The organism is Bradyrhizobium sp. 45, assembly GCF_023073155.1.
GTDB classification, from domain to species: domain Bacteria; phylum Pseudomonadota; class Alphaproteobacteria; order Rhizobiales; family Xanthobacteraceae; genus Bradyrhizobium; species Bradyrhizobium canariense_D.
This window is the reverse complement of sequence record NZ_JADPIX010000109.1, coordinates 157,646-173,640: the sequence shown is the minus strand read 5'-3', so window position 1 is coordinate 173,640 and position 15,995 is coordinate 157,646. Positions and strand designations below refer to the sequence as shown.

At 64.7% G+C, this 15,995-nt stretch carries 13 protein-coding genes; 10 read left to right on the top strand and 3 right to left on the bottom strand.

Going from position 1 to position 15,995, the window contains the following annotated elements; genetic code table 11:
• Nucleotides 1-9 precede the first annotated feature (9 nt).
• Both IVB42_RS18445 and IVB42_RS18440 read left to right on the top strand, forming a co-directional pair.
• Complete coding sequence (locus IVB42_RS18445; protein WP_247470742.1) at nucleotides 10-768, top strand: flagellar protein FlbB; 759 nt, start codon at nucleotides 10-12, stop codon at nucleotides 766-768.
• Nucleotides 769-870: 102 nt separating this feature from the next.
• Nucleotides 871-4,617: a tetratricopeptide repeat protein gene (locus IVB42_RS18440; protein ID WP_247470739.1), complete on the top strand. Its 3,747-nt coding sequence runs from the start codon at nucleotides 871-873 to the stop codon at nucleotides 4,615-4,617.
• A 277-nt stretch (nucleotides 4,618-4,894) separates the two neighbouring features.
• Here the strand turns inward: IVB42_RS18440 and IVB42_RS18435 are convergent, their stop codons facing one another.
• The 3 genes from IVB42_RS18435 to IVB42_RS18425 form a co-directional block, all read right to left on the bottom strand.
• Nucleotides 4,895-6,100 carry a multidrug effflux MFS transporter gene (locus tag IVB42_RS18435; protein WP_247470736.1) on the bottom strand — a complete coding sequence of 402 codons (1,206 nt, stop codon included), beginning with the start codon at nucleotides 6,098-6,100 and terminating at the stop codon, nucleotides 4,895-4,897.
• Between the two features lie 197 nt (nucleotides 6,101-6,297).
• Nucleotides 6,298-7,059, bottom strand: coding sequence for a flagellar type III secretion system pore protein FliP (gene fliP / locus IVB42_RS18430; protein ID WP_026233171.1), 762 nt, complete (start codon nucleotides 7,057-7,059; stop codon nucleotides 6,298-6,300).
• The gene (locus tag IVB42_RS18425) at nucleotides 7,056-8,027 is read right to left on the bottom strand and encodes a flagellar biosynthetic protein FliO (RefSeq protein WP_247453350.1); all 972 of its coding nucleotides are present in this window, start codon (nucleotides 8,025-8,027) and stop codon (nucleotides 7,056-7,058) included. The genes fliP and IVB42_RS18425 overlap by 4 nt, the downstream gene beginning before the upstream one ends.
• Nucleotides 8,028-8,377: 350 nt before the next feature.
• On the opposite strand from IVB42_RS18425, the gene flgB reads away from it, so the two are divergent.
• The 8 genes from flgB (at nucleotide 8,378) to IVB42_RS18385 (ending at nucleotide 15,867) form a co-directional block, all read left to right on the top strand.
• Entirely contained in the window at nucleotides 8,378-8,782 is a 405-nt protein-coding gene (gene flgB / locus IVB42_RS18420; protein ID WP_247361815.1) for a flagellar basal body rod protein FlgB, read from the top strand.
• A gap of 18 nt (nucleotides 8,783-8,800) precedes the next feature.
• A complete protein-coding gene (gene flgC / locus IVB42_RS18415; protein ID WP_247361817.1) occupies nucleotides 8,801-9,226 on the top strand; it encodes a flagellar basal body rod protein FlgC in 426 nt (141 codons plus the stop codon).
• Nucleotides 9,227-9,242: 16 nt separating this feature from the next.
• Entirely contained in the window at nucleotides 9,243-9,551 is a 309-nt protein-coding gene (fliE, locus tag IVB42_RS18410; RefSeq protein ID WP_007612285.1) for a flagellar hook-basal body complex protein FliE, read from the top strand.
• Between the two features lie 152 nt (nucleotides 9,552-9,703).
• Entirely contained in the window at nucleotides 9,704-9,967 is a 264-nt protein-coding gene (gene fliQ, locus IVB42_RS18405) for a flagellar biosynthesis protein FliQ (RefSeq protein ID WP_007612284.1), read from the top strand.
• Between the two features lie 17 nt (nucleotides 9,968-9,984).
• On the top strand, nucleotides 9,985-10,755 hold the full coding sequence (gene fliR, locus IVB42_RS18400; RefSeq protein WP_007602155.1) for a flagellar biosynthetic protein FliR: 771 nt from the start codon (nucleotides 9,985-9,987) through the stop codon (nucleotides 10,753-10,755).
• Between the two features lie 11 nt (nucleotides 10,756-10,766).
• Nucleotides 10,767-11,846, top strand: a complete 1,080-nt coding sequence (gene flhB / locus IVB42_RS18395) for a flagellar biosynthesis protein FlhB (protein ID WP_247377919.1) — start codon at nucleotides 10,767-10,769, stop codon at nucleotides 11,844-11,846.
• 154 nt (nucleotides 11,847-12,000) lie between these two features.
• Nucleotides 12,001-14,583 carry a PAS domain-containing protein gene (locus tag IVB42_RS18390; RefSeq protein ID WP_247470732.1) on the top strand — a complete coding sequence of 861 codons (2,583 nt, stop codon included), beginning with the start codon at nucleotides 12,001-12,003 and terminating at the stop codon, nucleotides 14,581-14,583.
• Between the two features lie 291 nt (nucleotides 14,584-14,874).
• Nucleotides 14,875-15,867, top strand: a complete 993-nt coding sequence (locus tag IVB42_RS18385) for a Tim44-like domain-containing protein (RefSeq protein ID WP_247470729.1) — start codon at nucleotides 14,875-14,877, stop codon at nucleotides 15,865-15,867.
• The last annotated feature ends 128 nt before the right edge of the window (nucleotides 15,868-15,995 follow it).

Genomic DNA, 15,995 nt, shown 5'->3' with positions numbered 1-15,995 from the left:
AGTCAGGGTATGAAGTCTTTTCGCAACATCCGCGTCATTCCGATCGTGCTGGTTGCCGTCGCTGGCCTGGCCACGCTGAAGGTCACGGGTCTTGTGATCAATGGCGGCTATGTCTTCGACTACAAGCCGAGCCAGACCAAGAAGTCCTGGGCGCAGGAGAATCTGAACTTCCCGGCCAGCCGCGAGGATCCCGATATCACGGGCTCGACCCATGGCGCGCCGAAGGAGGCGCCGAAGCCGGCCGCACCGGACACCAAGTCCGAAGGCGCCGCGGTCAAGGAGGAAGCCCAGCCGCAGATCTCCGCCTCGGAGCGCTCGATCCTGGAACGCCTGCAGTCGCGTCGCCAGGAGATCGAGGCCCGCCAGCGCGAGATCGACATCCGCGAGAGCCTGTTGAAATCCGCCGAGAAGCGCATCGAAAACAAGGTCGAGGAGATGAAGGCGGTAGAAACCCGTATCTCCGCGACGCAGGCCGAGCAGAAGGCCGCCGAAGCCCAGCGCATGAAGGGCCTCGTGACCATGTATGAGGGCATGAAGCCCAAGGACGCCGCGCGGGTCTTTGACCGGCTCGAGATGGGCGTGCTGATTGAGATCGCCTCGCAGATCGCGCCGCGAAAAATGTCGGACATCATGGGATTGATGTCCCCGGAGGCCGCCGAGCGGCTGACGGTCGAGATGGCCCGCAGGGCCAATGGCGGCGGCGATCAGTCCGCCTCGGCCGGCGAGCTGCCCAAGATCGACGGCAAGCCGACGCAAAAGCCGAATTGAGGGCTCATACTTAAGAAGTCCTTAATTGCCAAAATCTACAGTCTGGGGCAGGGGCCGGCAGCAATGCCGGCGTGGACCGTCGAACCGGAAGTAATGCCGCCAATGGCGCGAGACGCTGCCGCTGGATTTGTGTCGCGAGCCCGCGCCCTGGCGCGGAGGCTGTCGCGTCATGTCCGCGCGGCGCCGCTGCTGGCAGCCAGCCTGCTGATCGGCTTCACGGCGCCTGTCCGGGCGGCCGACGCGATCAGGGGCGAGGCGACTTTCTCGGCCAGCGGCGGCTTTGCCCGTCTCGTGATCAAGCTCGGGGAGGACGTTCCGTCAGAGGTTACGACGGCCGGCTCCATTCTCGTCATCCGTTTCGACCGGGCGGTCGACGTTCCCGTCGATCGCGTCCCGGAAGGCGCGCCCGATTACGTCAACTCCGCCCGCCGCGATCCCGATGGCGGCGCCATCCGCCTGTCGCTGGCGCGGCGCGTCACCGTCAACACCATGAATGCCGGCGAACGCACCTTCATCGACCTCTTGCCGGAGGGTTGGAAGGGGCCGCCGCCAAGCCTGCCGATGGACGTCGTCAAGGAACTCGCCGAGCGCGCGCGCGTCGCCGAACGCGCATTACGCGCCCAGCGCGCCGCGGCGGAGAGCAAGAAGCGGCCGCAGATCCGCGTGCGCGCGTCGGTGCAGCCGACCTTCGTCCGCTTCGTGTTCGAGATGCCGGACGGCGTCGGCGTATCCTCCGTGCTCAACGAACAGAAGCTCACGCTCGCCTTCAACGCCAACCTGAATTTCGATCTGGCGGACGCGGTCGTCGCAGCGCCGCCGAACGTCGCCTCGATCAAGCAGAAGGCCGACATCGACCAGACCAGTGTCGAGATCGCGCTGATCGGCGATTCCGACGTGCATTCGTTCCGCGACGAGAAGAACTACGTCGTCGACATCTCCTTCCAGCCGGACAAGGGCAAGATGGCCACGTCGGCGGAAGCTGCGATCGCGCAGGCCAAGCCCGCCGCTCATGGACCGGCGCCTGCGCCTGAAAAGCCGGCGGCCGAGAAGCCGAAGGACGCGCATCGCGAGATCGCGCCGCCGACGTCCGAGACGATCGCGCGCGAAGCCAGGATCGATGCCAAGCCCGAGGTGAAGCCGGAAGCGCCTGCCGCCATGCCGCCCGCTGAAGCGCCGAAATCGGTGCCGGCTCCTGCATCCGAAGCCGCGCCCGCTGCGCAAGCGCCCAAGGAAGCGCCCAAGGAAGTTTCGAAGTCTGTCGCGCCAGTTGCAGACGCTGCGGTCGCGCCCGCCAAGCCGGTCATGGCCGAAGCGCTTCAAGAGGTCGTGAAGGATGCTCCCAAAGAGCCGGTCAAGGAGCCCGTCAAGGCCGCGCCAGCAGGGGCGCCCGCTGCGCCGCAGCCGACTGGTGCCAGCGTCGATGTCCGCCGCGACAGCGACGGCCTGCGGGTAACTTTCCCGCTTCAGGTCGCAACCCCTGCGGCGGCGTTCCGCCGCGGCGACACCGTTTGGCTGGTGTTCGATACGGCAAAGCCGATCGACGTCGAGGCGATCCGCACCAAGGGCGGTGCGATGATCGGCGAGGTCGGCCGCGTCCCGCTCGAGAAGGGACAGGCCGTGCGCATCCGTCTCACCCGGCCGCTGGTCTATTCGCTGTCGAGCGAGGAGGTCGGCAAGCAGACCAACTGGCTCTTGACCCTCGCCGACAAGATCCAGGCGACGCCGCTGCCGCTGATGATCTCGCGCAACATCACCGACCCGGCGCTCGCCAACATCGCGATCCCCTTCGCCAATCCGGGGCTCCTGCACAAGCTCACCGATCCCGATGCCGGCGACACGCTCTATGTCATCACCGCGCAGCGGCCGGTGCGCGGCTTCATCAAGCGGCAGGACCTCGTCGATCTCGCGCTGCTGGAATCCGCGCATGGCATCGCGATCCGGCCGAATTCCGATGAGGTCGGCGTCGAGGTCGGGGCTGACAAGGTCATCCTCGGCAAAAAGGGCGGGCTAACGCTGTCCCCGGTCGACATCTCGGCCGAGCGCGCGCCGACCGCAGTGCGGCCGGTCTTCAGCCCCGAAGGTTGGCGCAAGGGCCAGTCGGAAAATTTCATAGCGCGCCAGAACGAGCTGATCACGGCGATCGCCAACCTCGAACCGGCGATGCGTTCCCTGCCGCGGCTCGACCTCGCGCAATTCTACATGTCGCGCGCGATGTATCACGAGGCGAAGGCCGTCACCGAATTGATGCTCGCCGATCCTCTCAACAAGGAGGAGAGCGGTGCGCTGATCATGCATGCGATCGCGAGCATCCTGATCGGTCGGCCGGCGCAGGGCCTGAAGGACCTCGCCAACCCCGTGATCGGCAACAGCCACGATTCCCAGCTCTGGAAAGCGCTCGCCTATGCGCGCCAAGGCAAATGGGCGGACGCGCGCGAGAAGTTCAAGAACGTCGAATTCGCCATCGCCTCGCTACCGCTCGACATCCAGCGCATCGTGACGATGGAGGCGATGCGCGCTTCGCTCGAGGTGAAGGACTATGCCGGCGCCTCCAAGCGCCGCAGCGAGCTCGAGGTGGTCGGCGTCTCGCCCGAGGCCGCGCCCGGCTTTGCCGTGCTGCGCGGCCGGCTTGCCGAGGCGCTCGGCCACGACAAGGACGCGCTCGACGACTACAAGTTCGCCGTCGGCTCGTCCGATCGGCCGGCTGCGGCCGAGGCCAAGCAGCTCGAGGTCGCGCTGCGGCAGAAGCGCGACGAGATCGGCAAGGAAGACGCGTTGCGCGAGCTCGAAACGCTCTCGATGACCTGGCGCGGCGACTCGATTGAGGTCAAGACGCTGCAGATGCTGTCGCAGATGTTTGCAGAGAACGGACGCTACCGGGACGCGCTCACCGCGGCGCGCACCGCGACAAAGCTGCAGCCGAACGCGGAAGCCTCGCGCCAGGCGCAAGACCTCGCCTCCGACCTGTTTACGCAGCTCTTCCTGGGACCCAAGGGCGACGAGCTGCCGCCGATCGAATCGCTCGGGATGTTCTACGAGTTCCGTGAGCTGACGCCGATCGGCCGCCGCGGCGACGAACTGATCCGACGCCTCGCCGACCGTCTCGCCTCGATCGATCTGCTCGACCAGGCCGCCGAGCTCCTGCAATACCAGGTCGACCATCGCCTCGAAGGCGCGGCGCGTGCGCAAGTCGCTGCGCGCCTCTCCATGATCTATCTCGCCAATCGCAGACCCGACATGGCGATCACGGCGTTGCGCGCGAGCCGGATCAGCGACCTCTCAGGCGAGCTCAGGCAGCAACGCCTGCTGCTGGAGGCGCGTGCACAGAGCGACGTCGGCCGCCACGATCTTGCGCTCGATATCGTCTCCAACGTTACAGGCCGCGAGGTGCTGCGCCTACGCTCGGATATCTTCTGGGCGGCGCGGCGCTGGCGTGAATCCGCCGAGCAGATCGAGCTCTATTACGGCGAGCGCTTCCGTGACTTCAAGCCGCTCAACGCGGTGGAGAAAAGCGACATCATCCGCGCCGCCGTCGGTTATGCGCTCGCCGACGACTCGATCGGCATGTCGCGCTTCCGCGAGAAATATGCGCCGCTGATGAGCGAGAGCGCCGATCGGCTCGCCTTCGACATCGCGAGCAAACCGACCGGCGCTTCCAGCGCCGAATTTGCCGATATCGCCAAGCTGGCTGCCAGCGTCGACACGCTCGACGGCTTCCTGCGCGAGATGAAGCAGCGCTTTCCCGACGCCACCGCCCGCGCGCCGGCCTCTCCACAGGCCAAGGACGAGTCCGACCACACCGGCTCGCTGCCCACGATCCCCGTCGTGCGCCAGATCAAGATGACGCGATAGGATCGCCGCTCCTTCTTGGCCTCGCGACAGGTACCCGTGAGCCAGTTCTCAAGTGACGGGCAGGGCCGAAGACTATCGCCCGCGTACTCATCAACCCGATCAGTCCGCGAGGACGTAGGCCTTGTCCATTCAGTCTTTGAGACCGGACATGGCCCGTTTGCCTTTGCTAGTCGGCTGAGGGCTCCAGGTCCATTGTGAGAAACATATGCTCCGCGAACCGATCTTAGGGCGTGGAAACAGGGGAAGCCGCTAAGGCCAGCAAGCGACGTTAACGGGGCTAATTGAGCTTTGCCCGGACCTGATAAATTGCCGAGCCCAAGCTCGAGGCAAGCACTAGCACAAGACCAAGCCCGATCATGGGGTTGCTTGCGATCACCGCCGCAAGCGATACGCCTAGCGCCGCGGCCAACATCTGCCAGAAACCTAACAGGGCCGAGGCAGCACCGGCGCGATCGCCGAATGGCGAAAGAGCTTGCGCGCTGCAGAGCGGATTGACCATGCCCATGCCCAGCAGGAATACACATGCGCCGACAAGAAATGGCAAAAAGCGCCCGTCGAAAAGCGCGAATAGCAACACCATGCCGCCGCCGACACAGGCCAGCGCGAGACCGATGCAAATCGATCGGTCGAGACCAAGGTGCGGAACAATTTTGGTAGCGATAATGCCGGCACTAAAGACGATCATGACAGTGCCTGCGAAGAACAGGCCGAGTTGCATGGGTGTGAAGTCGAGGCCTTCTATCAAGACACGCGGCAACGCCGAAAACATTGCAAACAGCGCACCTAAGATGAGGCTAACAGTTGTGGCAGGAACCACGAAACGGCGGTCAGTCGATAGCGACCAGTAATTCTTGGCGATCGTCGAGGAATTGAACTCGGCGCGTGGCGCGTGGTGCGTTTCTCCGAAAGCCGCAAGAAATGCCGAAGCGGCGACGACGGCAAAGATTCCGACGAACACAAAGGCTGAACGCCAGCCAAAAAAATGATCCAGCGCGCCACCGACCAGGGGCGAGAATCCAGGCGCCGCTGCCATCGCAACCATAACAAAGGTGAGCACGCGCGCTAGCTTTTCGCCCTGGAAAAGATCTCTTGCGATAGCTCGCGAAAGGACAGACGTGGCACATGCGCCACCGGCCTGCACAACGCGGCCAATCAATAGTGCCGCCAAATCATTGGCTAACGCGCACCATATGCTACCTGCGAAAAATACAGCAAACCCGATCATCACGGGCACGCGCCGGCCGAAACGATCCGACAACGGACCGACAACAAGTTGTCCCACCGCGAACATGGCGAGGAATATGGTGATAGCTGACGTTACCTGAGCGCTGGAGACGCCTACCGCGACGGCGATACTCGGTAGCGAAGGCAACAGAATGTTGGTGGCCAACGTGCCACTCGCAGACAACGCAGCAAGAACGGCGACCTGAAGACCGAGCGGCACGACCCGAGCGAGCAGATGGTTTTCGACGTTGCTGGTCATAAGCCGCTTCGGATCTAGGGATGATGACCATCATATCAATGACCCATTGAATGCGCAACCTGAGCATATTCCGATATATCACGAGCCTCCGAACGCGCTGACGATAGCAGGCTTCCGCCTTGCGCTGGTAAGCTCAAGTGCACGCCTACAAGCATCGGGCTAGAGAGGATGGGGTCGCTGACCTCTGCCCAGGACCGCTACCCCCCGTAACTCTGCACCAGACTGCCTGCCACCAGCGACCAGCCGTCGACCAGCACGAAGAAGATCAGCTTGAACGGCAGCGAGATCGTTGCCGGCGGCAGCATCATCATGCCCATCGACATCAGCACGGACGCGACGACGAGGTCGATGATCAGGAAGGGAAGGAACAGCAGAAAGCCGATCTCGAAGGCGCGCTTCAGCTCCGAGATCATGAAGGCGGGGACGAGGATGCGTAAGCCTAGATCGTCGGGGGTTGCCGGCGGCGGCTCGCCGGAGAGATCCAGGAACAGCTTGAGGTCCTTCTCGCGGACGTTCTTCTGCATGAAGCCGCGCAGGGGGACGGAGGCGCGCTGGAGCGCGTCCTCGACGCCGAGCTGATTGGCGACCAGCGGACGGATGCCTTCGTCGTAGGATTTTTGCAGGACGGGTCCCATCACGAAGAAGGTGAGGAACATCGCCAGCGCGATGATCACCGAGTTCGGCGGGGCGGTCGCGGTGCCCATTGCGGTGCGCAGCAGCGACAGCACGACCACGATGCGCGTGAACGACGTCATCATGATCAGGATCGACGGGGCGATCGACAGCACCGTGAGCAGCGCGATCAGCTGGATCGCGCGCTCGGTGACGCCGCCACCGCCAGCGCCTCCGCCGCCGAGATTGATGCTGATGTCCTGCGCATGTGCCGGCATCGCGAGCGAAGCCGCGCCGATCAGGACAGAAAGAAGAAAAACTCTACGCGGGAGGGCCGGCAGCCTCACGAAGACGGCTTCGGACGGCCGAGCAACGAGGCCATCTCGTCTTCGAGATTTTCAAAGCTGGTCTTTTCCGGAGCCGGCTTTGCGGCAGGTGCCGATGGCGCCGGCGGCTCGCTGCGGGCCACACGCGGAGGAGCGGCCGGGGGCTCCGGGGCGACCGGTGGGGCAAGCGTCTCGCCGGCGGGGCGGCGCAGCGCAGCTTCGAGCCGCTGCGCCATCTCGGCGAGATTCTGCTCGGCGCTCGATGGCCCCCCAGGAGCGGACGCCGGCGGCGGAACGGGCGGAGCCTGCGGCACAGGCGGAGGAGGCGCGGCTACGCGCTCGGAGCGCACCGGAGGCGCCTTTACCGGCTCGCTCTGGCGGGGCGGGCGCGGCATCAGAGGGGGTTCGTTGCGCGCAACGCGCGGCGGAATAGGTTCGGGACGCGGCTCGCGCTCGGGGCGCGGCGCGAGCGGCTCGGAGGTGAAGCCGGCCAGTGGCGGCTCGTTGCGGCGTTCGGCCAGCCCGGGAGCGGGCCGGCGCACTTCGTCGGCGAAGGAGGGACGCGCGGGCCGCGGTGGCGGCTCGGGCATTTGCGGCTCGGGATGATCGAGCAGCTCGGGCCGCGGTGCTTCGTCGGCCCAGCTGCTGGTATCATGCATCGGCGCAAGACGCGGCGGCTCGGCGGCATTGGAACGCTGCGGGAGCTGGTCGCGGCCGGGTACTGCGCGCACGATGTTGGGTTCGACGACGATGTCGGTGGGGCCACCGATCATCAGAAGATGCTCGACATTGTCACGCCGGACCAGCACCAGACGGCGGCGACCGTCGACCGCGGCGGCATCGATGACGGCGAGCCGGGGCATCCGGCCGCGCTGGGTGTTTGCGCCGAGCCGGCTGGTGGCGAATCGGCGAACCAGCCATGCAGCGACGCCGATCAACGCCAGAACGACGATGAACGCGACGATGAAGGTGATAGGGCTGCCTTGCATACTTGTCCCCGACAAATGGCGCTTGTCTCGGGCCAGTGGTCAGATGCGCCAACCACCGGCTTACGTTGCCCCAAACTGCGATTTCTTAACGTCCCACGGCAAGTTTTGCCGTCCCCAACTCTTAATAACCCATGAATCGCTCGATCCAAAACGACTTCTTGACCTGTGAATGCGCCGCCAAGCGGTTGGGTTAATGCCGCTTCTGGAGGCGTAGAATCACGGGGCACGCGCAGTGGTGTCCCGCCGGGGGACAACTGCCTGCGACCTCCTTAACCGGCTGTTAACCATACAGGCGGCAAATTCTGCCTAGCTTCGGACCTGGGTCCTGCGAGGCGGAAGGAGCCGCAACGATGTCCATCAACGATCTTCCGGTGCTATCGGCGCTTCGCACCAAGATGCAATGGCACCAGGAGCGCCAGCGCGTCCTGTCCGAGAACGTCTCCAATTCCGACACGCCCAAATTCCGGCCGCGCGACCTGGTGGAGCCGAAACTGGACAAGGCCGGGGCCGTCACGGGTTCGATGGGGCCCTTGACGCTTACCCGCACCAGCGGTTCCCACATGGCGCCGTCAGGCGCGGCCTCCGGATTCGACCAAAACAAGAATGCGGGTTTTGAGACCCGCCCCGCGGGCAACGCCGTCAATCTCGAAGAGGAGATGATGAAGGCCGCCAGCAACCAGATGGATTATGCGGCGGCGACCTCGCTCTACTCGAAGAGCCTGCACCTGCTCAAGACCGCGATCGGCAAAGGCTAGAGCTAGAGGAAGCGCATCATGGCGAATGACAGCAGCGACTTTGCCCGTTCGATGGCTATCGCGACCTCCGGTCTGCGGGCGCAGGCCGGGCGCATGCGGGTGATTTCCGAGAACATCGCGAACGCGGATTCGACCTCGCAGACCGCCGGCGGCGATCCCTACCGGCGCAAGGTGCCGACGTTCTCCTCCGCGCTCGACCGTACACTCGACGCGCAGGTCGTCACCCTTGGCAGGATCAAGCCCGACCAGTCCAATTTCCGCACCAAATACGAGCCGAACAATCCGGCGGCGGATGCGACCGGCAACGTCAAATATCCCAACGTGAACTCGGTGGTCGAGATGACCGACATCCGCGACGCGCAGCGGTCGTACGAGGCCAACCTCAACATCATCAGCGCGACGCGCCGGATGATCCAGCGCACCCTCGACATCCTCAAGAGCTGAACAGGACATTTGAACCATGGCAACACCGACAATTGCCGCCAACGCCTATGCAAACCTCGCTCGCGTGCTGGAGAACAGCGGTGCCGGCAAGGGCAGCGAGCCGAGCGGGCAGTCCTTCGCCTCTCTTCTGAAAGATACTGTCGGCAGCGTCCTGGAGTCCGGCCGTAAATCGGACGCACAGACGGTGGCGATGGCCGCCGGGAAGGCCAACGTGATGGACGTGGTGACGGCGGTCGCAGATACCGACGTCGCCGTGTCCACGCTGGTCTCTGTCCGCGACCGCGTGATCGCGGCCTATGAAGACATCATGAAGATGCCGATCTGATTTTATCCATCGTCATTGCGAGCGTAGCGAAGCAATCCAGAATCTTTCCGCGGTGGCAGTCTGGATTGCTTCGCTTCGCTCGCAATGACGAGGAGAGGTTCGTGTCGTCCTCATCAAGCGGTGGGGATGAGACTTGAATAGAGGACTGTGCAATGACCGGACCGGAAACCCTCGACGTCGCGCGTGATGCGATCTGGACCATCGTGATCGTGTCGTCGCCCCTGATGGTGGTTGGCCTCGTTGTCGGCGTCGTCGTGTCGCTGTTCCAGGCGCTGACGCAGATCCAGGAGCAGACGCTGATCTATGTGCCGAAGATCCTGGCCATCTTTGCCACGATGCTGTTGGCATTGCCGTTCATGGCCGACGCACTGCATTCCCACATGCTGCGGATATCGTCGCGAATCATCGGCGGCTGAGGCACTATGCGCCCATCATGCGCATCGACGTCTCGCTGCTGCCGGCGCTTGCCGCCTCCTTCATGCTCGCCTTTGCCCGGGTCGGCGCGATGGTGATGCTGTTGCCGGGGCTGGGCGAGACCAATATCCCGACACGGATCAAACTGTCGATCGCGCTGCTGCTCACGCTGATCATCCTGCCGCTGCATCGCAACGCCTATCAGGTCGATATGGGCTCGATCGCGCCGCTGCTGGTCCTGATGCTGCATGAGATCGTGATCGGCATCGTACTGGGGGCGACCGCGCGGGTGACGTTGTCGGCGCTGCAGGTCGCCGGTGCCGTGATCGCACAGCAGATGGGGCTCGGCTTCGTCACCTCGGTCGATCCGACGCAGGGACAGCAGGGCGTGCTGGTCGGCAACTTTCTGACGATACTGGGGGTGACGCTGCTGTTCGCCACCGATAGCCATCATCTGGTCATCGCGGCACTGAACGACAGCTATACTATCTTCGCGCCCGGCGAGACCGTATCGAGCGGCGATGTCGCTGCGCTTGCGACGCGCGCCTTTGCCGCCGCGTTCCGCCTGGGTTTGCAACTTTCCGGCCCGTTCCTGGTGTTCGGCCTCGTCTTCAACATCGGGCTCGGCGTGCTGGCGCGGCTGATGCCGCAGATGCAGGTCTATTTCGTCGGCGTGCCGCTCTCGATTTTCGCCGGCTTCCTGGTGCTCGCCGTGGTGCTCACGGCGATGATGGGCACCTATCTCGACTACTTCATCGGTGTCATGCACCAGATGATGCCACTCAAGTGACCAGGTGATCGATGGCGGAAGACAACGATCCAGAGAGTCAAACAGAAGACCCGACGCAAAAACGTCTCGAAGAGGCGCTGGAACGCGGTGACGTCGCCAAGAGCCAGGAGATCAACACCTGGTTCATGATCGCGGGCGCCACGCTCGTGGTTTCGAGCTTCTCGGGATCAGTCGGCAGCGGGCTGTTGGCGCCGATGCGCAACCTGCTCGCCAATTCCTGGATGATCAAGACCGACGGCAGGGCGCTGCTCGCCCTGATGCAGCAGATCGAAGTCGCGGTGCTCGCGGCGGTGGGCGTTCCGCTGCTGATGCTGGTGCTGGCGGCAATTGCCGGCAACATGCTGCAGCACCGCCTGGTCTGGTCGGCCGAATCCCTCAAGCCCAAGTTCAGCAAGCTGTCGCCTGCCGAAGGCCTCAAGCGCATCTTCGGCAAGCAAGCGGCGGCGAACTTCCTCAAGGGTCTCGGCAAGCTGATCGTGCTCGGCGCGGTCATGACCGTGATCCTGTGGCCGGAGCGGCATCGCATGGAGGCGATGGTCAGGCTCGATCCGGCCGCCCTGCTCGGCGCCTCCACCAGCCTGACCATTCATCTGCTCGGCGCGGTAGTCGCGGCGCTCGCGATCATCGCCATCGGCGACTATTTCTTCCAGTATCGCAGCTGGTTCCAGCGCCAGAAGATGTCGCTCCAGGAGATCAAGGAAGAGTACAAGCAGTCCGAAGGCGATCCGCACATCAAGGGCAAGCTCAGGCAGCTGCGCCAGCAGCGCTCCAAGAAGCGCATGATGGCGGCGGTTCCCAAGGCCTCGGTGATCATCACCAACCCGACCCACTATTCGATCGCGCTGTCCTACGAGCGTGGCATGTCGGCGCCGATCTGCGTCGCCAAGGGCGTCGACAACCTCGCTTTCAAGATCCGGGAGATCGCGCGCGAGCACGACATCCCGATCGTCGAGAACGTTCCGCTCGCCCGCGCGCTCTACGCCACCGTCGAGATCGACGAGGAAATCCCGACCGAGCATTACCATGCGGTCGCCGAAGTCATCGGCTACGTCATGCGTCTGAAGAGCGGATTCGGTGCCAGCCGGCAATAAAACCCCTGAAAAGTACTGGAAATGGCCGTAATCTGGGAATCAGCGTACCTTTCGCCCATGCTGCCCTTGCGCCTGCGGGTCCGATTCAGGCAGGGAGGACCCTGCGCGCCCTGTAGCGCGTTGATTCTCTGCCGACAGGCTGTGCCAGCTTGAGATGACTGCCGAGACCGACCACGACCTCACACGCGAGCCCGTTGCGGCGCACGAGCCGTCGCCGCGCTCGGGCAGCATTGCGCTGGTGCTGCTGGTGGCCGCCGGCCTCGTCGCCGTTGCCGTCGGGTTGATGACGCTCGGGCGCGCGCAGGCCCAGCCCTATATCCTCGGTATCCTCGCCGTGCTGGCGATGGTCGGCCTGTTCAACCTGTTCGCCTTCGCCGCCGGCATCATCCGCTTCGCCGATCGCAATCTCGACGATCCCGTGATGGGGCGCATCGCCGACCACGCCTTCGACGGCCTCGCCGTGACCGACCCGCGCGGCCATGTGGTCTATTCCAATGCGGCCTACCTGACGCTGACCGGCGCCGCCGGTCCGCAGGACGTGCGCCCCGTGGAGCGCGTCTTCATCGGCAACCCCGACGTCTCCGAGGCGGTGTTCCGCCTGTTGAAAGCCGCGCGCGAAGGCAAGCGGCAGCAGGAAGAGGTCCGCATCTCCGGCAATGATGGCAGCCAGGGCCGCTGGCTCCGCATGCGGGTGCGGCCCCTCGGCACCGGCAAGCGCGAGACGAGATACGCGGTGTGGTCGATCGCAGACATCACCCGCGACCGCGAGCGCCAGGAGGACGTGTTCCAGGAACTCCAGCACGCGATCGAATATCTCGATCACGCGCCTTGCGGTTTCTTCTCGGTCAATCCGGCCGGCGAGCTCGCTTATGTCAATGCGACGCTGGCGAACTGGCTCGACTACGACCTCGCCGAGATCGGCTCGGGCGGGCTGAAGCTCACCGACATCGTCTCCGGCGACGGTGCTTCGCTGCTCACCGCGATCGTGGCGGTGCCGGGCGAGGTCAAGACGGAAGTCTTCGACATCGACCTGCGCATGCGTACCGGCAAGACCATGCCGGTTCGGCTCTATCACAAGCTCGCCTTCGGCGCCGACGGTGCGCCGGGCCCGTCGCGTACGCTGGTGATCAGCCGTGCCCGCGACGAGCGCAGCGATCCGGATCGCGCCGCCGAAGTGCGCTTCATGCGCTTCTTCGACCATACCCCGATGGCGATCGCGACGGTAGACCGTGGCGGCAATGTCGTGCGCGCCAATGCGCGCTACGCCAAGCTCGGGCAGGCACTGGGGCTCGACAGCGCCAGCAAGTCGATCTTCCGCGCGGTCAATTCGCGCGACCGGCACCTTTTGATCGCGGCCATCAACCAGGCTGCCCAGGGCCAGGCCGACGTCGCGCCGGTCGAAGTGGCGCTCGAAGGAACCAGAGAGCGCTGGGGCCAGTTCTTCGTCACGCCGGTGGATGCGGCCGAGAACGACGCCGAAGTCGCCATTGTGCACATGCTCGAGACCACCGAGCGGCGCGCGCTGGAGAACCAGATCAACCAGTCGCAGAAGATGGAGACCGTCGGCCAGCTCGCGGGCGGCATCGCCCACGACTTCAACAACGTGCTCTCCGCCATCATGATGGCGAACGACTTCCTGCTGAACGCGCACAAGCCGACCGACCCGTCGTTCCAGGACATCATGCAGATCAAGCAGAACGCGACGCGGGCCGCCACGCTGGTGCGGCAGTTGCTGGCGTTCTCGCGCCGGCAGACGCTGCGGCCGCAGGTGCTCGACCTCGGCGATGCGCTCTCCGATCTCGCCATGCTGCTGCGCCGGCTGATCGGCGAGAAGGTCAAGCACGAGACCATCCACGGCCGAGATCTCTGGCCGGTCAAGGTCGACGTTTCCCAGTTCGAGCAGGTCATCGTCAACCTCGCGGTCAACGCGCGCGACGCCATGCCCGACGGCGGCAAGCTGATCATCCGCACCGCAAACGTCACCACCGAGGAAGCGGCCAGGCTGGCCTACAAGGGCATGCCAGCCGCCGACTATGTGCGGATCGAGGTCGCCGACACCGGTACCGGCATTCCCGCCGACATCCGCGACAAGATCTTCGAGCCGTTCTTCTCGACCAAGGAGGTCGGCAAGGGCACCGGCCTCGGGCTCTCCACCGTCTATGGCATCGTCAAGCAGACCGGCGGTTTCATTTACGTGGACTCCGAGCCCGGGCAGGGCACCTCGTTCCACATCTTCCTGCCGCGCCATCATGCCGAGCCGGAGGTGCAGGTCGAGCAGCCGGCGCCGGTCGTTGGCGCCAGCAATGGTGCCGCGAAGGAGGCCGGGTCCGTGGCGGACGCCAAGCCCCGCACCGATCTCACCGGACAGGGCACCATCCTCCTGGTCGAGGACGAGGAGGGTCTGCGCGCGCTCAACGCACGCGGGCTGCGCTCGCGCGGCTACACCGTGGTCGAGGCCGAGAACGGCGTCGAGGCGCTGGAGGTGCTGGAAGAGCAGAGCGGCGGAATCGATCTCGTCGTGTCCGACGTCGTCATGCCGGAGATGGACGGCCCGACATTGCTCAAGGCGATGCGCGAGAAGAACCCCGACATCAAGTTCATCTTCGTTTCCGGCTACGCCGAGGACGCGTTCGAGAAGAGCCTGCCCGAAGGCCAGCAGTTCGACTTCCTGCCCAAGCCGTTCACACTTAGCCAGCTCGTGGCGGCCGTGAAGGAGACGATGGCGAAGGCGGGGTGAGGGCGCGGGCTCCACATTCTCCGTCATTGCGAGGAGCGAAGCGACGAAGCAATCCAGTTGCCTCCGCGGAAACAGCCTGGATTGCTTCGCTTCGCTCGCAATGACGGAAAAAAGCTGAACTGCTGTCGCCAAACCGACCGGTAGCCGGCGACCGCGGCTCCTTTGCACACCCGGCCAAGCCGCCGCCAAATATGGGCTTTTGCCACATCCCCGCGACTGAGGGCCGCAGCCATAAGTTCCGATAGTGGCTTCCTTTTTACGGAAGGCTGCCCATCTTAGGGGCACATCCCCATGCCGGGGATCTGGGAAACCAACATGAATTTCTCGCAACGCTCCCGCAGTCTCTTGAAGACGATTGCCGTCGTGCTGGCGCTTGCGCTGCCGACTGCGCTGGCGATCTCGTCCGCCGACGCGCGCGTCGGTGGCGGTATGTCGTCGGGTTCGCGCGGTTCGCGCACCTATTCGGCCCCGCAATCGACCACGACCGCGCCGGGCTCGACCTCGCAGTTCAATCGGACCTACACCCAGCCGGGCGCAGGCATGAATTCGGCTGCCGCCGCACCCGCGCGTGGCGGTCTGTTCGGCCGGGCCGGCGGCTTCATGGGCGGCCTTGCGGCCGGGTTCCTCGGCGCGGGCCTGCTCGGCATGCTGTTCGGCGGTGGCCTGTTCGGCGGCCTCGGTGGCCTGTCGTCGATCATCGGCCTGATCATCCAGATCGTCCTCGTGGTGCTCGTGGTTCGGCTGGCGATGTCCTGGTGGCAGCGCCGCCACACCCCGCAGGCGGCCTATGCCAATGCTGACGCCGGTGCCGGTCCGGGACCGCAGGCGAACAATCGTAGTGGTCTTGGCGGTGGCTTCGGCTTCGGCGCCAACAACGCACCGCTCGAGATCAAGCCGGACGACTATGAAGCGTTCGAGCGCCTGCTCAGCGACGTCCAGTCGGCCTGGTCCAACGAGGACGTGGCCAAGCTGCACACGCTCGCGACGCCGGAAATGGTCTCCTATTTCGAGCAGGACCTCGGCCAGAACCGCGCGCGCAATGTCGTCAACAAGGTCAGCGGTGTGAAGCTGTTGCAGGGCGACCTCGCGGAATCCTGGCGCGAAGGCGAGACCGATTACGCGACGGTGGCGCTGCGCTTCGCGCTCACCGACAAGACGCTCGACCGCAATACCGGCGCGATTGTCGCCGGCAGCGAGCAGCCGGGCGAGGCCACCGAAGTCTGGACCTTTGCCCGACGTCCGGGCGGCACCTGGGAACTGTCGGCGATCCAGCAGACCAACTGATCGCCCGTATAGCGACAAACGAGGGCGTCGTGCTTCGGCACGGCGCCCTTTTTGTTTGAGCGGTGCGTTTCCGGTCAGGCGGCCATTTGGGCGAAGCACTTAATTGCTTGTTGGCCGCGCAGAGCTGC

What these genes read in the sequence shown, in the direction of transcription:
- IVB42_RS18425 (WP_247453350.1), bottom strand. Translation starts at nt 8,027, where the DNA reads ATGCAAGGCAGCCCTATCACCTTCATCGTCGCGTTCATCGTCGTTCTG.
- flgC (WP_247361817.1), top strand. Translation starts at nt 8,801, where the DNA reads ATGGCGAATGACAGCAGCGACTTTGCCCGTTCGATGGCTATCGCGACC.
- IVB42_RS18440 (WP_247470739.1), top strand. Translation starts at nt 871, where the DNA reads ATGGCGCGAGACGCTGCCGCTGGATTTGTGTCGCGAGCCCGCGCCCTG.
- IVB42_RS18445 (WP_247470742.1), top strand. Translation starts at nt 10, where the DNA reads ATGAAGTCTTTTCGCAACATCCGCGTCATTCCGATCGTGCTGGTTGCC.
- IVB42_RS18435 (WP_247470736.1), bottom strand. Translation starts at nt 6,100, where the DNA reads ATGACCAGCAACGTCGAAAACCATCTGCTCGCTCGGGTCGTGCCGCTC.
- fliR (WP_007602155.1), top strand. Translation starts at nt 9,985, where the DNA reads ATGCGCATCGACGTCTCGCTGCTGCCGGCGCTTGCCGCCTCCTTCATG.
- flhB (WP_247377919.1), top strand. Translation starts at nt 10,767, where the DNA reads ATGGCGGAAGACAACGATCCAGAGAGTCAAACAGAAGACCCGACGCAA.
- IVB42_RS18390 (WP_247470732.1), top strand. Translation starts at nt 12,001, where the DNA reads ATGACTGCCGAGACCGACCACGACCTCACACGCGAGCCCGTTGCGGCG.
- fliE (WP_007612285.1), top strand. Translation starts at nt 9,243, where the DNA reads ATGGCAACACCGACAATTGCCGCCAACGCCTATGCAAACCTCGCTCGC.
- flgB (WP_247361815.1), top strand. Translation starts at nt 8,378, where the DNA reads ATGTCCATCAACGATCTTCCGGTGCTATCGGCGCTTCGCACCAAGATG.
- IVB42_RS18385 (WP_247470729.1), top strand. Translation starts at nt 14,875, where the DNA reads ATGCCGGGGATCTGGGAAACCAACATGAATTTCTCGCAACGCTCCCGC.
- fliQ (WP_007612284.1), top strand. Translation starts at nt 9,704, where the DNA reads ATGACCGGACCGGAAACCCTCGACGTCGCGCGTGATGCGATCTGGACC.